Raw genomic sequence first — 18,610 nt, forward strand, 5'->3', positions numbered from 1 at the left:
GCATGGCCGACGGATCCCTGCTGTCCTCCTCGACCCCCGTCTTCCGCCTCGACGACGCGCGCGAAGGCGGTCTGGCCCGCGACCTGGTGCGACTGGAGATCGACGAGGACACGGCCGGCATGAAGCGCCTGGCCGCCCGCTTTACCGCCTGGGGACCCAGCGTCCGCGACGGCGAGGAGGGCGAACTGTGGTTCGACCGGGCGGTGATCGATTTCGGCAAGCGGCTGGCGGTGGCCATCGGCGCCACCGGGGCGGACCGGACGATCTTCGAGGGCATGATCAGCGCGCTGGAGTCCGATCAGCGCGAGGGGCGCGAGCCCGAGCTGGTGGTCTTCGCCGAGGACGACCTGATGCGCCTGCGCCTCAAGCGGCGGTTCAAGACCTATGCCGACGTCACCGACGCCGACATCGTGCGGGCCATCGCCGCCGACCACGGTCTGACCCCGGACATCGACGCCGACGGTCCCACCCACCCGGTGGTTCAGCAGTGGAACCTCAGCGACCTGGCGTTCCTGCGGGAGCGGGCGCGGCTGCTGCAGGCCGACCTCTGGGCGCTGGAGGGCAAGCTGGGCTTCAAGACCCGCGACAAGCGCGACGGCGCGGAACTGACCCTGGTGTTGGGCGGCAACCTCCTGCGGCTGGAGGCCCGCGCCGACCTCGCCCACCAGCGCAGCGAGGCGACGGTGAGCGGCTACGACATCGACGAGCGCGGCGCTATCGACGAAACGGCCGACGCGTCGATCGCCGCGGCCGAGGCGGGCGACGGCCAGAAGGGGGCCGAACTGCTGGAACAGGCCTTCGACACGGCGATGACCTTCCGCGCGCGGGAGGCTCCCGCCAGTCCGGACGCCGCCCAGGCCTGGGCCAGGGCCGAGCTGCTGCGGCGGGCGCGACGGTTCGTGACGCTGAAGGGCGTCACCTCGGGCAGCCCGGAACTGATGGTGGGCGGGCGGATCAGCCTGCAACGCGTCGCCAAGCCCTTCCTCGGCGGCGGCTATTACGTCACCCGCGTCACCCACACCTATGATCGCCTGGACGGCCACCGCACGGCCTTCGAGGCCGAGCGCGCGACGGTGGCGCCATGAGCGCGGTGCGTCACCTGGAAGCCCTGGATGGCGGCGCCGCCGGCCTGCGCCATTTCGGCCTGCACCCGGCGATCGTCCGCGACATCGTCGATCCCGACAACCTGGGCCGCGTCAAGGTCGGCTTCCCGTGGATGGGCGAGGCGGGGACCGAGGTCTCGGCCTGGGCCCGCCTGGTCAGCCTCTATGCCGACGACGACCAGGGCTGGCTGATCGTGCCCGCGGTCGATAGCGAGGTCGTGGTGGCCTTCGAGGCGGGCCGGGTGGACCGGCCCTATGTGGTCGGGGCGGTGTGGAACGGCCGCGAAGCCCTGCCCGACCGACCCGTCGCCGCCAACAACAAGCGCCTGCTCAAGACCCGGTCCGGAAGCCTGCTGGAATTCGACGACACCGACGGGACCGCCAAGGTCACCCTGTCGATGCAGAGCGGGCACAGGCTGGTGCTGGAGGACTCGCCCCAGCAGATCACCTTGCGCCACGCGGGCGGCAGCGAGATCGTCATCGACCCGGCCGGCAAGGTCAATATCACCACCTCGGCCACGGTGGAGGTCAACGCCACGGCGCTGAACGTCCACGCGGCGGCGGCGGTGTTCGACGGCACCATCACCTGCACGACGATGACCGCCTCGGTCGGCGTGGTCTCGCCCAGCTACACGCCAGGAGCGGGCAACGTATGGTAGCCATGGTCCCGCCCACCCACGACTGGATCGTGACAGCGCCCTGGTGGCGCTGGCGGGCGCCCGACGGCGCCCCCCGCGCCGGCGTGCCTCGCTACGGCCGCGGCACCGCGCCGGAGATCCAGAAGTTCGCCGAGGACGACTTCGTCAACGGCTTCCTGGCCGCCCCCCAGAAGGCGCTGCGCTACGAGCGGGAGATCGACGAAGTCCATGCCGTCAACCTGATCGCCGCCAATCCCGGCCAGTTCGCCAGCAAGTTCGCCAGCCTGTTCCCGATGACCGCCGCCGGCGCGCCGGCCACCACGCCGGGCGCGAACCTGCGCAAGCCGCAGTTGGTGCCGACCGGCGTGCGCAAAGTCTACCTGCCGACCCACGCCCGCCACTACATGGTGGTCAGCGAGCTGCACTGCGACAGGCCCGGCTTTCCTTCGGTGACACCGTCCGAGGTCTGCCAGGCGGGGTTCGTCGTCCGGCGCCGGCGGCTGTCGGCGCCGGACGCCTCCCGCCCCGAGGCCCAGAAGCTGCTGCGCGACCTGGTGGCCGCCCAGGCCCAGTTGAGCGACCTGGAGGAGACCCTGCCTGTGCGGCCGGCCCTGGCCCGCAGCCGCGCCAAGCGCATCGCCCGCTGGCGGGCCAACGGCGAGTACGACGCGCGCCACGCGGCGGCGACCCAAGCCGTCGCCGCCCTGCGCGAGGCCTTGGAGGCCTGGCGCATCGACAACGGCGTCGAGCTCATCCGCGAGGGCTGGGCCCAGACCACGCGCAGGGGCGTGGGCGAATGGCGCTATGTCGAGGAGACGCCCCAGCTCCTGCAGGAAGCGACCTATCCGCTGTACCGCCTGGCGGCCGACCCGACCAAGCCGACGCACGACGCCACCGGCAGGACCCTGTTCTTCGGCGTGCTGCCCACCGGTGGGCTGGAGGCCACGAGGATCGGCGAGCCGCGCTACGATGCGGAGTCGACCTACGAGATTCTCACCTTCTTCCGTCGCCACGACGATTGCTGCCCCTGCCGCGGCCTCAATGTCGGCGCGCCCGACTGCGGCGGGCGCCTGGCCTGGAGCCAGCCCACCAAGCCCTACCGCCTGGCCGCCCAACACGACCTGATCGGCACGGCCAACCGGGCCGTCACCATCCAGATGCCCGACCTGGCCGAGCTGGCGGCCCAGGCCCTGAGCCGCCCCGCCGGCCGGTTCTCCCCCGTGCGGTTCGTCCAGCCCCAGACCCTGCAGCCGCAGTCCGACGGCAAGGGCGCCAGCGGCGGCAAGCTGGGGCCGGGCTCGATCTGCTCGTTCTCGATCCCGCTGATCACCATCATCGCCCTGTTCCTGCTGAACCTGTTCCTGCCGATCGTCGTCTTCCTGTTCGGCCTGTGGTTCCTGCTGGCGCTGAAGCTGTGCATCCTGCCCGAGATCAAGGTGGACGGCGCGCTGCAGGCCGAGCTGGCCTTGCTGCCGCCCAAGCTCGACGTCGCGGGAGAGTTGAGCGTCGACGTCGACGCCGGGACCTTCGGCCTGCTGGTCGGGGGCGCCGAGATCTCGGGGGCCGACATCAACGCCGCCCTGGCCGATCAACTGGAGGCGGCGATCCAGGCCGCCTATGGCCACCGGCCCAGCCTCGACAACCTGTCGAACGTGCCGCTGGTCGGCCTGTCCAATGTGCTGACCGACCACAACCAGCGCGCCCAGAGCGAGGCGGCCGCCAACGGCTCGCTGCTCGACCTCGACGAGGGCCTCGCCTACGAGCCGCGCCGCGTGTGCCAGTGGAAGCACGAGCCCTTCCTGGTGACCACGGGAGAGTTCGCATGACTCTCCTGGCCTTCCTCGGCGCCGGCCTGGCCCTGCCGCTCTCGCCCGACGAGGCCGGCCGGACTCCGCGCGTCGCCGGCGCCGACAAGGTGCGCCAGGCCATCGGCGTCATCCTGGAGACCGAGCCCGGCGAACGGGTGATGCTGCCGGCCTTCGGCTGCGGCCTGCGCCAATTCCTGATGCAGCCCAACAGCGTCGGGACGCGGGCCCGCATCCGCCGCGAGATCCAGGCCGCCCTGAACGCCTGGGAGCCGCGTGTTTCGGTCGACGAGGTGCTGGTGGTTCCCGACGAGCAGGAGCCGTCGCTGGTGCTGATCGACATCGCCTACACCCACCTGCGCGACGGCCGGCGCGACAACCTCGTCTATCCCTTTTACCTGGAGTAGCCGGATGCCGTTGCTGAGCCCCATCCTCGACGACCGCACCTACGACCAGTTGGTGACCGAACTGGTCGGCCGGATCCCGGTCTATAATCCCGAATGGACCGACCATAACGACAGCGATCCGGCGATCACCCTGCTGCAGCTATTCGCCTTCCAGGCCGAGAACCTGCTCTATCGCTTCAACCAGATCCCCGAAGCGACCTATATCGAATATCTGCGACTGCTGCAGGTGCCGCTGAAGGCCGCCTCCCCGTCACGGGCCCTGCTGGTGCTGACCACCGACAAGCCCGAGGGCGTGGCCGTGCAGCCGCGCAGCCTGGCTCGGGCCGGCAAGACGCCGTTCCAGACCCTGGACGAGGTCACCGTCTGGCCGGTCAGCGGCCTGGCCGCCGTGCGGGCCCAGAGCGAGGCGCCGGCCGAGGCTGACGAACCGGAGGTCTACGAATACGTCCTGCGGACCCTGGACGCCCTGCCGCCGGCCATGGCCGAGCAGCCGCGGATCTATTACGAGACCAAGCTGCCCAATCCCGCCGACCCGTTGTCCATCCTCGACTTCGCCGAGGCGGTGGACGGCATGATGTGGATCGCCGTTCTCGCCGAAAAGGGGTTCGACCGCACCGTCTGGACCGACCCCCTGCGCCCGGCCGCGCTGCTCAACATCGGCTTCGAGCCGGACCTACCGCGCGGCGGGATCGACTCGGCCGCCGCCTGTCCCGGCTTGGGCGCGGGCGCCAGCACGCCGCAGGTGCACTGGCAGATCTCGACGCCGCGGCCGGTGGTCGACGGCCAGCCGCGCTATGCGGCCCTGACGGTCGAGAGCGACACGACGCGCGGCCTCTCGCAGGGCGGGGTCGTCCGGCTGCGCCTGCCCAAGTCGCCCGACGACATCGGACTGCCGGTGGTCGACGAAGACCTGGCCGGGACCGGCGACCACCCGCCGCGCCTCGACGACGAGCGGGCCGCCAAGCTGGTCTGCTGGCTGCGGGTCTTCCGGCGCGACGGGGCGCGGTTCGGCGCCTTCCGGTCGGTCGTCCTCAACGCCGCGACCAGCGAGAACGCCCAGACGGCGGCGCCGGAATATCTGGGGTCGGGCAACGGTCAGCCGGCCCAGGTCTTCGTCCTGGCCAACCACCCCGTCCTGCCCGACAGCGAGCGCGCCCAGCTCACGGTCGAGGTCGAGGAGGTCGGCGCCTGGACGCCCTACCGGCGGGTCGACGACTTCCTGGCCAGCGACCGCGGATCGCGCCACGTGGTGCTGGATCCGGAGTCCGGCCGCCTGCGCTTCGGCGACGGCCAGCGCGGGCGCATGCCGCAGTGGGGCGAACGGGTGCGGGCGCGCGGCTATCGCTACGGCGGCGGCGGCGAGGGCAACGCGCCGGCCGGCGCGATATCCAAGATCGACCTGCCCGGCGTCAAGGTTTCCAATCCGCTGGCCGCCGCGGGGGGCGAGGACGCCGAGGCGCTGGAGGCGGCGCTGCTGCGAATCCCGGGCGAGCTGCGGCGGCGCGGCCGCGCGGTCACGGCGGGCGACTTCCGCGAACTGGCCCAGGCGACACCCGGCGTCTCCGTCGGCCGGGCCGAATGCCTGCCCCGCTTCCATCCGCCTAGCCGCAGCACCGGGGCCGCTGGCGTCGTCAGCGTGGTGGTCTGGCCCAAGGCGGATCCCCGGTCGCCCAACGCCCCCCTGCCCGACGCCGGGCTGCTGCGGGCCGTCTGCGAGAACCTGGACGCCAAGCGGCTGGTGACGACCGAACTCTACGTCATTCCGCCCACCTACCGCCGCATCGCCGTGTCGGTCTCGCTGCAGGTCAAGCCCGGTTACGGGATCGAGGCTATCCAGCGTTGGGTCGAACTGGTGCTGCGGCAATACCTGGCGCCGCTGCCGCCCTATGGCCCGGCCGGCGAGGGCTGGCCGCTGGGCCGGCGCGTGCATGGGCCCGAACTGGAGGCGGCCGCCCTGCAGGTCGAGGGCGTCGATTATCTCGAGGGCTTGGCCGTCGCCTTCTGGAGCGAGGACCAGCATCGCTGGATCCCCGGGACCGTCGAACTGGCGGCCTACGAGGTCCCCGAGGTGACCTCGGTGGTGGTGACGGCCGGCCTGCCGCTGCCGGCGCCGGGCGCCGGGATCGACCCCAGCTCCGACGGCAAGGTCCCCCTGCCCGTGCCGGTGCTCAGGGAGGTCTGCTGATGCTGGCGCTCGCCGACCGGAGCGGAGGCGTCGGCGAGGCGCGGTTCCTGGCGGTGACCGGGACCGGAGCCTGGCGCCGTTGCGCCTTCCGCGACCTGGCGCTGGTGGGCGAGACGGTCCAGCTGGCCTGGAACGACCAGCCCGACGCCGCCTCGGGGGCGCCGCCGGACGACCCGGCCGGGGCGGGCCTGGCCTTCGACAGCGGTTGCCGCCTGCTGCATTCCCTGCCGGACCACGGCCAGATCGAACGCGTCCTGTGGGGCGCCTTCGATCCGCTGCACCCCGGCCGAGGGTTGGAGGCGGTTCCGGTGATCGGCGCGGCCGAACCCGCGCCCTCGGGCGACTTCGCGCCCCTCTCGCCGCTTCCCGCCGCCTTCCGCCCGCGCGCGCTGGCCTGCGATCCGGACGACCGGTTGTACGTGCTCGACACCCTGGCGGCCATGGTCCGGGTGTTCGACCTGCCGGACCGGCGACTGCTGCGCTCGGTTCCCGTTCCGGCCAGGCCCGTCGACATCGCCTGGCACGACGGCCATCTCTACGGCCTCTCGGCCCATCCGTCCCGGCTGTGGCGGATGTCGGCGCTCCAGACCCTGCGCCTGGTCGGTCGCGGCCTGGAGGCGCTGGCAGATCCGTCTCGCCTGGCCTTCGCCGAGGACGGCCGCTGCTTCGTGCTCGACGCCGCCCACGACCCTGCTGCCCGGGTGTTCGAACTGGGACGCCCCGGCCGGTGGCGGGCGACGCCCGTCCCGCTCACGGTGGGCGGCGCAGCGAACGCCTTCGCCCGGGCCACCGACCTGGCCTGCGTCGGCCAGGGCGACGAAGAAGGCCTGGTGGTCGCCCGTCGGCCCGGCGAGACCTTCGCCCGGGTCGATATCGCCCAGGCTCCCTACAGCCTGTCCGAGCCCCTGACCGCGCGCGCCTATGACGGTCAGGGGATCGCCGCCACGCCGGACGGTCGGGTGGCGTTCTGGACCGCCAAGGGCGTGCGCCACGCGGTCCGGGCGCGCACACGCTATCGCCCGTCCGGCCGAGTCGTCTCGTTCCGGCTGGACGGGGGCGCCTACCGCACCCTGTGGGGACGTGTCCTGCTCGACGCCTGCATTCCCTCGGGCGCGGCCATCCGGGTGGCCAGCATCGTCAGCGACGACGACGACGCGCCCTTCCAGTACGCCAGCGACCGCCTGCCCCGCACGCCGCCGGCCTTCAGCAACCTGGCCCCGATCGCCGAGGCCGAGACGACGCCGCTGCCGCCGAAGATCCTCGCGCCCGCCGACGACGAGAGGGGTCCGCCGGTCTTCCGGCGGGTCGACGGCGGTGAACAGCCGTGGATCACGACGAGCGACGACTTCGCGACCTACGAAGCCCAGCCCCCCGCCGCGCGGGGTCGCTACCTGTGGCTGGTCTTCGACCTGACCGGGACGTCGACGGCTACCCCCAAGCTGCGCGACGTCCGGGTCGAGCGGCCGGGCCACGACTGGCTGGCCCGCCTGCCGGCGCTATATGGGCGCGACGAGCGGATGCGGGTGTTCCTGCAGCGCTATCTGGCGCCCGAGGCCGGGCTGATCGAGGACACCGCCGCGCAGAGCGACAGCCGTAACGCCCTGCTCAAGGCGGAATCGGCGCCGGTCTCCGTCCTGCCCTGGCTGGCCGGATGGTTGGGTCTGGTGCTCGACGAGCGCTGGTCGGAGACCGCCCGCCGCACGATGATCCGCGAGGCGCCGGCCCTGTTCCGGGCCCGGGGCACCCCAGCGGCGCTGCGGCGGATGGTCGAGATCGTCGCCGAAGCCCCCGCCGTCATCCTCGAGGACTTCCGGCTGCGCGGGTTCCGACGCGGCGCGGGGGCGGAACCGGGCTGGAACGCGCCGTCCGTGCTGGGCGGCGGTTTCCGGGTCGGCGGTCCGGTGGGCGAGGCCAGCGTCACCGTCACCGGAACGCCCGCCGAGGTCGCCTCGATCTTCGAGGGAACGGCGCACCGCTTCTCAATCCTGATCCAGGCGGCGCTGGACTCCGAACGCCTGGCCGCGATCGGCGACCTGCTGGAGGTCCACCGCCCGGCCCACACCCTGGTCGAGGTGTGCACCGGCGCGGCGGGCATGCGCCTGGGCCGCGGCCTGCACCTGGGGCTCAGTTCGATCATCGGCGCCGGCGAGGGTTGGAAAACCCTGCAGACCGGCGGGCGGCTGGGCCGCGACGCGGTCGTGGGTCGTCCCCGGGCGGGCCTGAGAGCCGGGACCGGCCGGCTCGGCGCGCCGAACCTGAGGATCGGGTGACGCCATGGTCGACGCCGTGATCGAACGTTTCGAGACCCGCTTCCGCCTCCCGGCGGACCCCGCCGCGTCGATGGTCCGGCGGGCGGCCGTCGAAACCCCGCTGCGGAGCATGCTCGACCAGCACCTGGACGCCGCCCTGGCGCGCCTGGCGCTGGACGACGAGATCGTGCTGGTCAAGTCGCTACGGACCTCGATCCGGTTGGGCCGCGGCGTCACGGCCTGGCAGGCCGGCGTCGGCTGGAGCGAGGCCATCGTCGCGGCCCTGGAGCAGCGACTGCGCGAACCGGACCCGGGCGAGGTGCTGCGATTCCGTCGCCGGCTCGACGCCCTGGCCGCGTTCGTCGATTGCGCGCTGGAGGAACGGTCCGACCGCGACTGGGCCTGGCGCCAGTTGGACTTCCTGCCGCCCTCCGTCGAACCCGCCTCGGCGGCCGAGCGGCTTGCGGCCGTCCCGGACGCGATGGTCGCCGAGCCGGACCATCTGCCGGCCCTGCTGCGCCTCCTGGCCCGCCACGGCCGGGTCGCCGACCTGGCGGTCGCCTCCGAGGCCGGAGCGGTCGATGCCCTGGTCTGGGCCATGGCGCAGGCGATCGGCGTCGCCGCGCCAGCGGGCGCGGTCCCGTCCGAAGCGATCGCGCGGGCCAGGCTGGCCTCGCCCCCCGCGATGCGCGCCACGGTCGCCGGCCGGTCGTTCCTGCGGGCCGTCCTGGCGACCCGGGCCGACCGCGCGGCCTGGGCCAGGCTGGCGGCCCTGACGCTCGAACCGCATCGCCTGTTCGTGGGACGGGCCGAGTTGAACGACTTGGCGGCCCGCTGGCTGGCTCTGGCCGAGGACACCGCGCACGGCGGACCGGCGACGTCCGCGTCGGACCACCCCGAGACGTCTCCTGAGGGAGGGTTCGCCCAGCCACGCCCGGCGGAAGACCCTTCCGGCGATCGGCGTTCCCAGACCACCGATCCTCGCCCCCGCCCCTCGCCCGTCGGCGGTCGGACCGGGCGCGAAGGTCGGCCGGACTCCACCGCGTCGCCCGACGCCCCGCCCGCGCCGCGCCCCGGGGCCAGGTCCCGCACGCCGCTCTGGACGCGGTTCGGCGGCCTGATGCTGCTGGCGCCCGTCGTGGCCGAGAGCGGAGCGGGCGAGCGACTGTTCGACGTGGACGACGACCAGCGCCTGCGCGCGCGTCTGCATGCCCTATCGCTGAGATTGGCGGAAGGCGCCGAGCCGGACGATCCGGCCGCCCTGGCCTTCGCCGGTCTCGATCCGGACGCGGACCCGCCAGCGGGCGATCCGGCCGAGCGGACCGAGATCGAGGCGGCCGCCGAGCGGGTCGGCGCCTGGCTGGCCCAACGCTTACCGGACTGGAAGGCGACGGGCCGGGTGACGCGCGTCATCGGGCGGGAGGCGATGATCCTGTCCGAGCCGGGCTGGGTGGAGGTCGAATTCGCGCTGGCGGACGTCGATCCCGCCATCCGGCGCGCGGGGCTCGACCTGGATCCCGGCTACCTGCCCTGGCTCGGACTGGTCCTGAAGTACCGCTATGTGTAGCGCCCGCGCCGCCTGGATCGCCCCGGCCGCCGGGGACCAGACCGCCCCGTCGGCGGCGGGATCGCCGTTGTGGGTCGAGGCGGCGTTGATGGGCGAGCGCCTGGCCGAAAGGCTGAGCCCCGTCGCGTCGGACGCCACCGAGTTCCTGTCGCACCAGGCGCGGCTGGCCCGGAAAGCCTGGTCGCCATTGACGATCCAGCCGCTGGACCGGCTGAGCAAGCGCCTGTCGTTGTCGCCGCAGGAGCGCGGTCTGGTCGTGCTGGCCGGTATGGCCGAAGAGCACGAGGGCTACTGCGCGGTGTTCTGCGACCTGCATCCCAAGGGCGAGGCGCGGCCGACGATCGGGCTGTTCGCCCAGCTGCACTGGCCGGACGCCAGCCGGCGGGCCTGCCTGCGGCTGTTGCACGAGAGTGTGGTGGTCCGGTCAGGGCTGGTGCGGGTGGGCGGCGTCGAACCCTGGCCGCGCCGCGACCTGTCGCTGGCGCCGGAAGCGTGGTCGCTGCTGCAGGACCTGGATGTCCGTCCGTCGGACGCCGATCAGGGGGACGGCCCCGACGGTCCGGCTGATGCGGCCTGGCTGGGCGAGGCCGGGCCCGTCCGGGCCATCGCGGCCCTCAGCGCCGATCGCCCCTGCGCCGTCCTGCTGCAAGGGTCCGCCGCCGAGATCCGCGCGCGATGGCTGGCCGCCGCCTCGGGCCGTCCAGCCCTCGTGGCGACGGTGGACGCCGGGCTTGCGCTCGACTCCTTGCAACTGCTGCTCGCCCGCGCATTGATCCGCGACGAGACCCCCGTGCTGCGCCTGGCGGCCTCGCCGGGCGGAGGGGCCAGCGGCCCGCGACGGGAGATCGCCCTGGCGATCGACCGTCATCCGGGGCCCCTGGCGCTGCTCGACGCCGACACGGGCCTGGTTTCGCTGTTGAACCGCCCGATCATCGCGATCCCGGGACGGGCCCTGCCCCGGACCGCGGCGCGCGGCGCCTGGCTGGCGGCCGCACCCGGACTGGCCCGGGCGGCCGACGATCTGGCCGCGCGCTTCCCAGCGCCGCCGGCGACGGTGATGCGGGCCGGCCGCGACGCGACATTCCTGCGCGAGCGCGCCGTGACGCCCGACGACCTGGCCGAGGCCGTCAAGGCGCGGCTGGGCGCGAGCGACGGCGGCGCGGCGCGACGGGTAATGCCAGTCGCCGCCTGGGACGACTTGGTGCTGGCGCCCGAACGATTGCGCGTGCTGCGTGGCGCCGCCGATCGCATGCGGCTGGAACTGCGCGTGCTGGACGACTGGGGTTTCGAGGCCTCGGCTCACGGCCAGCGCGGCGTGCGGCTGCTATTCGCGGGCCTGCCGGGCACCGGCAAGACCCTGGCCGCCGAGGTCCTGGCCGGCGCGCTGGGCGCCGACATGCTGGTCGTCGATCTGGCTGGCGTTGTCTCCAAATGGATCGGGGAGACCGAGAAGAACCTGTCGATCCTGTTCGACCAGGCCGAGGCCACTCGGGCGGTGCTGTTCTTCGACGAGGCCGACGCCCTTTTCGGCAAGCGCACCGAGGTGTCCGACGCCCACGACCGCTACGCCAATATCGAGACCTCGTTCCTCCTGGCCAGACTGGATCGCTTCGACGGCGTCGCGGTGCTGGCCACCAACCTGCGCCAGAACCTCGACAAGGCCTTCGTGCGCCGGTTCGACGCGATCATCGATTTCCCCGAACCCGGTCCGGTGGAGCGCGAGGCCATTTGGCGCCGGCACATGCCGGCCCGCGCGCCCCTAGCCGCCGACGTCGACCTGGCGGTCCTGGCCGATCGCTACCCGATGTCGGGCGCGATGATCCGCAACGCCGCCATCGCCGCGGCCTTCGCCGCGGCCGGCGAGACCGCCGCCGACCCTCGCATCGCCCTTCGCCATCTGCACGCCGCCGTCCGCCTGGAATTCGACAAGGCCGGCCGGCCCCATCCGACTTGATCAGGAAGAACGCCATGCCCGATCCCACTTCGCTAACTCAGTACGCCGACCAGTCGATCACCGCATCGAACGCGGCCTTGGCGACCGGGCGAGCCCGGGCCAACGCCGCCCGCGCCAGCGAGACCGCAGCCAAGAACGCCGTGGCGGCGACGACCCTGGCGCTCGCCGAGGCTGGAGCCGACATCTCCGCCCTCCGCAAGCAGCTGGCGGCGGCCAAGACTCCGGCCGACGCCGACGCCCTGGCCGCGGATCTCGGCGTCGCCATCCTCGCCCAGCGGGCGGCGGCCGGACAGTTGGGCAAGGCCCAGCTGGCTCTAGCCGAGGCCTCGGGCGACAGCGCCCTGGCGGTCGAGGCCGTGCGGGCGCTGACCGAGCGCGCGGCCGAGACCAAGGGCCTCGCCGCCCTGGAAAAGGCCGGCGCGGTCCGGCGCGGCGCGGCGATCACCGCCCTGGGCGCGTCGCCAGTCAGCGACGTAAAGGTCGAGGCCGCCACCCTGCTTGCCGACCCTCTGTTCGCCGCCGCCAAGGCCAAGGTCGAGGCGGACCTGCCGGCGGCCCTGCGCGACCGCGCCGTCGCGCAGGCCGCCGAAGCCGACAAGGAAGCCGCCCGCCGGACCGAGATCCGAAACGCTGCGCGCGCCTCCCTGGACGCCGCGCTGGAGGAAGGTGGACTGGCGGGCGACACCCTGCCGCGCCTGCGGGCCAAGCTGGCCCAGGCCGAGGCGGCGCTGCAGCGTCATGTCGGCCGAGCCGTCGCCGACCTGGCCACGGCCCGCAGTGTCCTGAGCCGCCTGGCCGAGGGCGACAGCGCCCTCAGCGGCGACGAACACGCCGCCCTGTTCGATCCCGCCCAGCAGGTCGACCGGCAGGCGGCCGCGACCGCCGAGAAGGACCGCGACGCCGCCCGGGCGGTCGTACGCGACGCGATCACGACCCTGACCATCGAGCGTGAACGCTTCGTCGCCGCCAACCCGGCCGGCGACCTGGCCGCCGCCGAGGCCGACTCCCTCACGGCCGTGGGAGCGGCCAAGGCGGCCGCCGCCCAGGCCGACGCGGATCTCGTCGCGCCCGAGGCGGCCTTCACTGCGGCCAAGAAGGCGTTACTGGCGAACTGGCGAGCCGACGCGCCCGACGCCGCCTGGGCCAAGCTGGCCGCCTTCGTCGGCGCCAAGGCCGCCCTCGACCGGCTGAAGACCAATCCCACGCCCCTGAAGACAGCCGTGACCGGCGCGGAGGCCGCCGTGCTGGCGGCGCTGCTGAGCCGCGACGGGCGCGACCGTCGGGTCGCGATCGTCACCGCTGCCGAAGCGGCCCGGCGGGCCGCCGACGAGGACTATGTGCGCAGCGTCGATGCGCTCCGGGCCCTGGCGCTGCGGGGGGTGGCGCCATGATCCGCGAGACCGCCGCGCACCCTGAACAGAGGAGAGCATGATGGCCGACACCCTGACCTGTGATCGAGAGGACGGCGAGGCCCTCCTGCCCAACCGGCCCTACCAGGCGGTCGCCTACCACTACGGCATGCTGCTGGGCGTCGACGACTTCAACACCGACCAGTCCAGCCATCGCGGCAAGATCCGGCTGCACAATGCCTGGCTGCACGGGTTCGGCACGGTCTGGGGACTGGCCGTGTCGGCGGACCTGGAGCGCGGAGAGCTGCGGGTCGACCCCGGCCTGGCCCTGGACGGGGCGGGGCGCGAGCTGCACAACGACGTGCTCCAGTGCGTCAATATCGGCGCCTGGTTCACGGCCCACCGTGACGACGCCGACTTCGATTTCACCGAAACCAGCGCTGGCGTCAGCTTCGACGCCCATGTGGTGATCCGCCACCGCGCCTGCCTGGCCCGGCCGGTGCCGGCCATGCTGGACACCTGCGCCGGGGCCACCTCCGATACCGCCTTCTCGCGGATCCTGGAGACGGTCGAGATCGCGATCGTGCCCGGCCCACCGCCCGCCGCGCCGCGCCGTGGCCGCCTGTTGCGGGTATTGGCTGGCCTGGAGCCGCCGGCCAGCGACGAAACCGGCGTCAAGCCCGACGACCAGGCGGCTTTGGACGGCGCGGCCGAGATCGCCGCCGCCGCGCCGGCCGACCGGCTGGCCGCGGCGGCGGCGGTCTACCATCGGATTTCGGTGCTCGACGTGCTGGCGGGGCAGGCCGGCGGCGACACCGAGAGCGTCGAGGTCGGGCTGTTTCCGGACGGCGCGCCCGAGGATCTGGTTTTGGCCACGGTGACGGGGCTGGACCTGACCGGTCCCGGCCCGGACACGGCCGCGCCGCGCTGGACCCTGACGGCCGCCTCGGTCGACAACGACGTTCGGGCGGTCCTGCTTTCGACCGCGACCCTTCAGGACCTGCTGAGCGTCGCGGCGGGCGCCGTCGCGCCGCCCGCGGCGGCCGTCGAGACCGGGCCGCGCGTCCTGGCAGGCACGGTGGGCCGAACCGCCGAGGTGGTGACCTTCACGGTGGACCGGGCGCTGCTCGAACCCACGGTGGTCCCGGCGGCGTTTGTCGCCTCGACCTTCGACGGCTCGGCCTGGACCGACCTGGCAGTGGGCGGCGCCGAGGTCTCCGCCGACGGCCTGGACGTCACGGTGACCCTGGCTTCCGACCCTGGAGCGGCCCTGCTGCGTCTTCGCGCCCTGGGGTCCGGCGGCGCGCCGCTGCTCGGCGACAACAAGCTTCCCCTGTTCGGCGACGCGACGGAACAGCCGTCCTCGTCCGCGGCCGCCCAGCGCGGCGTCGACTTCGTTTGGCACGGCTGAGGAAAGGACATTGAGATGGACGGCAATGGTTCCGAGACGCTGGTGCTGCTGAATTCCACGACCGGCGTGACGCTGATCTCCGACGGCTCGCCACTGACCCGGCTGAACTATTTCGACGGCAAGTTCCTGCGGGCCGAAGACCTCCAGGCCGAGCAGAACTATCTGCGCCGCCTGGTGCAGATGTCCAACCAGGCGCACGGGGCTGGGGTGGTCCACGGCTTCGAGGTCACCCGCGCCTCGGGCGACAAGCTTCGCCTGGCGCCGGGCTTGGCGATCGACAACGAGGGTCGGGTCCTGTTCCTCAGCGAGACCGCCGAGGTCTCGCTGGCGGCCCTGCTGGCCCAGGCTGCTCAGGCGGCTGCTTTGGGAGGCGACGCGGCCTTCGGGGCGTGCGCGCCATTGGCGGCCGAACCCGCGACGGCCCCGATCGCCGACGCGGCGATCTATGTCATCGGCATCTCCCAGGCCGAGGCGCTGTGCGGCCACGAAGACGTCTATGGCCAGGCCTGCCAGCAGGCCTGCATCACCGAAAGCGCCCGGCCGTTCCGGGTGGAGGGCGTGGCGCTGCAGGCCCGTCCGCTGGTCCTGGCCTCGCCGCTGCCGACCTCGACCGCCGTGGTGCTGGACGCCATCCACCTGCGCTCGCGGGTCGCCTCGGCCTATTTCGCCGACGAGCGCGGCCGGCCCGCCTCGCTGATCTCGCAGGCCGGGCTGGCCTCGTCGATCTGGTGCGCGGGGGCCGCGGCCTCGGCCGGCGGCTTCGTGCCGCTGGCCGTCCTGGGCCGCAGCGGCCAGGCCGTGCGGTTCCTCGACCTGTGGACGGCGCGGCGCGAGCGCGGCGATCCCCACCCGATGCGCTACTGGCGCAACCGCCTGGCCATGCGGCCCTGGGACGTGTTCCTGGCCCAGGTGCTACAGTTCCAGTGCCAGCTGCGCGACTCCTGGAGCGAGGTCGGCGAAGCGCCCGATCCTTGCGCCGACGAACGCGCCCTGATCGCCGAGGCCAGCGAGGTGATGGGCGAGCTGGAGAGCTACTACAAGGCGTCCAGCGAGATGCTGGTCCAAAAGGTCCTGGGCGGCGAGACGCAGGACAAGCCCGGCGGCGGGGCCTCGCGCTTCGGCGCGCTGCTGGGCAAGTTGCGCAAGGCCAAGGAGACCTTCACCCTGACGCCGACGTCGCGGGTGCTGATCTCCAAGGGCATCGTCGAACTGCCCAGCGGCGGCTACCTGCCGGTGACGCCGGCCTCGAACCTGACAGTTAACGAACAGGTCCGGCGGCTGATGGGCGAGGGGGTGGACCTGCGGTTCTGCGTCGTGCGGCCCGACTACGTGGCCCACGCGCTGGAAAGCGTGCAGCACATGGATCGCATTTCGCTGCTCAAGGGGCTGGACGACCCGAGCGCCAAGGAGGCGGTCGACATCCTGGTGCCCGATGGCCAGATCGGCCAGGACGCGGCCAGCAAGGGCGCGGCTTGGGAAGGGCGCGTGCGGCGCGTGCCGTCCACCGACGACACGGACGGTGATGACACCTATGTCGAGGTCGGATCTGAAAAGATCACCTCCTACAAGGCGGCCGCCAAGCGGCCCGCCGACGCGATCGGCAAACTGGAAGGCGCCTATCAGCGCGAAGTCCTGGGCGGGGCGGCGCGCAGCGAGACCAAGCCCGGCGGCGAGCTGTCGTTCTTCTTCGCCGGCTTGGCCGAACTGCCCGACCAGGGCGACGCGACCGAGCGTCTCCGCGAGTGGGCCAAGGAGACCAAGCAGCCCGCCGAGGCCACGCTGTGGCGGTCGATCCACGACGTCGCCGAACCGAAGGCCGAGGCCGTCAGCGAGGCGAGCGGGGCCAAGACCGAAAAGGTGGCCAAGAAGGAGGCCGCGTCGGCCCCGGCCGACGACGCCATGGCCATCGGCGCGGGCTATGCGCGGCTGAAGGACGAGGCGATCCGCTATCGCGCCGACCTGGGCGCCCGGATGGCCAAGAAGGCGGGCGTGCGCGGCCAGCGGCAGTTCGGCGGCCTGGACGACGAGCCGGTCGACCACGCGGCCGTGTGGGTCGGCCTCCGTCTGGATCGCGATCCGTTCACGGCGCCCGAACAGGCGCGCGTGGCCGGATCGCTGGACCTGACCTATCTGATGCCCCGCAAGGGTGGCTCCAGGCTAATCGACCTGGCCCTGACCGGCCGCCTGGTCATCGAGGGCAGCCGCGTCACGGGTTCGCGCCAGATCGTCCAGGGGACGTTCCTGGGCGACGCGGTGGTGCGGCTCGACTTCGCCGACATCTCCGAGGCCAGCCGCGTCATCAAGGTCAACGTGCCGGTCATACTGACGCGCCGCGCGGATTCCGAGGGGGTGCGGGTGACGCTGAACGCCGACCTGCAGGGCGTCGGGTCCGACGATCGCGGCCTGCTGGGCGTGCTCGACCTCGAGGCCCAGGTGGACGTGACGTCCGACGGCCGCGAGGTGGAGCTGTCGCTCGTCGTGCGCGGCGAGATCGAGAAAAGCGCGCGGGAGCGTGAACCTCTGAAGCTGCTGGGCGCGCTTCGTCGTAACGACGCGGCGATCAAGCCGGGCAACGCCCTGCGCGCGGCGTCGGAGACGGCGATCGAGGTGCTGGGCGCCCGCGATGGCGGATCGGGCTTCGTGGCGGACGCCCAGGACGACCTGTTCGGCCGTCCCGCGGTGGGCGGCGATCCGCTGGTGGTGCGCGCCACGCGGGACTGGGTGATGTTCCATCGTCGCCGCGACAAGCGGTGCGGGCAGGACGGACCGGGGGCCGAGACCGGCGTGCGGCGCTATCAGCTCTATCATGTGCGCGCGAAGACCGAGGCCCAGGCCCGGACCGCCAGCGCCGCGGTGATGGCGGCCGATGCGGCGGCGATCACCAAGGCGGGTTTCAAGCCCAGCGCCGCGATCGAGTTCGGCATCGGCCGTTCCTCCCTGGTCACCCCGGAGGCGGACGTGATCGCCGATTGGCAGGCGGCGGATCCCGGCGAGAAGCTGGTGTTCGGCGCGATCGGTTCGCTGGGGCCGGCCCAGGCCGAAGGCGAGGCCCTGGCCCGCGCACGGCTGTCCAGCCTGGAACTGACGGTCAGCCGCGACGGCCTGCCGCCGATGGCCGACAACCACGTCCTGCCGCTGCTGCCGGCCCTGGGCCTGAACGGCATGGACGGGGCGCTGTTCCTGATCACCCAGGCGCAGAAGTCGATGTGCCACACGATCTACGTGACCCACGACGACAACTTCCCCAACCTGGTGATGCACAATGGCCTGGCCGGGGAGATCGAGAAGGAGGGCCTGTCGCCGGTGCTCAAGGTGGTCTTCGAGAATGGCGCGACTCCGACCGCCGCCAGCCTCCAGAAACTGCGCGAGTACTGGGCGAAGAACGACTATGGCGAACCGCCCTTCGCCGCCGTCTACCAGGCGGGACCGAACGACGCCGCGCGCCGCACCCTCCTGCTGGCTCAGGCCCAGGCGATCATCGAAGGCCTCGACGGCGAACCGACCGACGCCAAGCTCGCAATATCGCCCGACGTCACCGAGCTGACGGAATGCGATGCGATCACCGTGGTCTACGCCAACCAGCGCTACCAGAAGATCGCGCTGGTCGCGGCCCTCCCGAACGCGACCACCGGAGCGCTGACGATCGAGGTGCAGGACTTCCTCTTCGACGGTTCGGCGCTGACCGACGAGGGCGGGTTCGTCACCAGCGTGCAGAGCGTGCTGCAGCGACCGTACCAGCGGGCCGAGCCCTTCGCGCCGTCGACCGACCGGCTGGCCAAGGCCATGACGTTGGCGTTGCCCATCGGGAACAGGATCACCAGCATCAGCAGCGGGGTCGTGGTTCTGCCGCCGGCCGATGTGATCCAGACCGACATACGGAACCTGATCCAGAACGCCGGCTTCGACACCGACGGCTACGACCTGCTGGTCATCTTCCGCTGA

At 72.7% G+C, this 18,610-nt stretch carries 11 protein-coding genes; all 11 read left to right on the top strand.

Annotated features, from left to right (window positions below; translation table 11 throughout):
- The first annotated feature begins 2 nt into the window (after positions 1 to 2).
- Genes J2X41_RS07425 through J2X41_RS07475 form a run of 11 tightly spaced genes read left to right on the top strand, consistent with a single transcriptional unit; the run spans position 3 to position 18,610 of the window.
- Positions 3 to 1,085 (top strand): contractile injection system protein, VgrG/Pvc8 family, encoded by a 1,083-nt coding sequence (locus J2X41_RS07425; RefSeq protein ID WP_310080911.1) that lies wholly within the window; start codon positions 3 to 5, stop codon positions 1,083 to 1,085.
- Positions 1,082 to 1,762, top strand: a complete 681-nt coding sequence (locus J2X41_RS07430) for a phage baseplate assembly protein V (RefSeq protein ID WP_310080913.1) — start codon at positions 1,082 to 1,084, stop codon at positions 1,760 to 1,762. The genes J2X41_RS07425 and J2X41_RS07430 overlap by 4 nt, the downstream gene beginning before the upstream one ends.
- Positions 1,756 to 3,567, top strand: coding sequence for a hypothetical protein (locus J2X41_RS07435; protein ID WP_310080915.1), 1,812 nt, complete (start codon positions 1,756 to 1,758; stop codon positions 3,565 to 3,567). Before J2X41_RS07430 ends, J2X41_RS07435 begins: the two co-directional genes overlap by 7 nt.
- Positions 3,564 to 3,953, top strand: coding sequence for a GPW/gp25 family protein (locus J2X41_RS07440; protein ID WP_057183671.1), 390 nt, complete (start codon positions 3,564 to 3,566; stop codon positions 3,951 to 3,953). The genes J2X41_RS07435 and J2X41_RS07440 overlap by 4 nt, the downstream gene beginning before the upstream one ends.
- Positions 3,954 to 3,957: 4 nt before the next feature.
- The gene (locus tag J2X41_RS07445; RefSeq protein WP_310080917.1) at positions 3,958 to 6,138 is read left to right on the top strand and encodes a putative baseplate assembly protein; all 2,181 of its coding nucleotides are present in this window, start codon (positions 3,958 to 3,960) and stop codon (positions 6,136 to 6,138) included.
- Positions 6,138 to 8,408, top strand: a complete 2,271-nt coding sequence (locus tag J2X41_RS07450) for a phage tail protein (RefSeq protein WP_310080918.1) — start codon at positions 6,138 to 6,140, stop codon at positions 8,406 to 8,408. Before J2X41_RS07445 ends, J2X41_RS07450 begins: the two co-directional genes overlap by 1 nt.
- A 4-nt stretch (positions 8,409 to 8,412) precedes the next feature.
- Positions 8,413 to 9,954, top strand: coding sequence for a hypothetical protein (locus J2X41_RS07455; RefSeq protein ID WP_310080919.1), 1,542 nt, complete (start codon positions 8,413 to 8,415; stop codon positions 9,952 to 9,954).
- On the top strand, positions 9,947 to 11,908 hold the full coding sequence (locus J2X41_RS07460) for an ATP-binding protein (RefSeq protein ID WP_310080920.1): 1,962 nt from the start codon (positions 9,947 to 9,949) through the stop codon (positions 11,906 to 11,908). Before J2X41_RS07455 ends, J2X41_RS07460 begins: the two co-directional genes overlap by 8 nt.
- 14 nt (positions 11,909 to 11,922) lie before the next feature.
- A complete protein-coding gene (locus J2X41_RS07465) occupies positions 11,923 to 13,299 on the top strand; it encodes a hypothetical protein (RefSeq protein WP_310080921.1) in 1,377 nt (458 codons plus the stop codon).
- Between the two features lie 40 nt (positions 13,300 to 13,339).
- Entirely contained in the window at positions 13,340 to 14,668 is a 1,329-nt protein-coding gene (locus J2X41_RS07470; RefSeq protein WP_310080923.1) for a hypothetical protein, read from the top strand.
- Between the two features lie 15 nt (positions 14,669 to 14,683).
- Positions 14,684 to 18,610 (top strand): hypothetical protein, encoded by a 3,927-nt coding sequence (locus tag J2X41_RS07475; protein ID WP_310080925.1) that lies wholly within the window; start codon positions 14,684 to 14,686, stop codon positions 18,608 to 18,610.

The organism is Caulobacter sp. BE254 (genome assembly GCF_031457295.1).
In the GTDB taxonomy this organism is placed as follows: domain Bacteria; phylum Pseudomonadota; class Alphaproteobacteria; order Caulobacterales; family Caulobacteraceae; genus Caulobacter.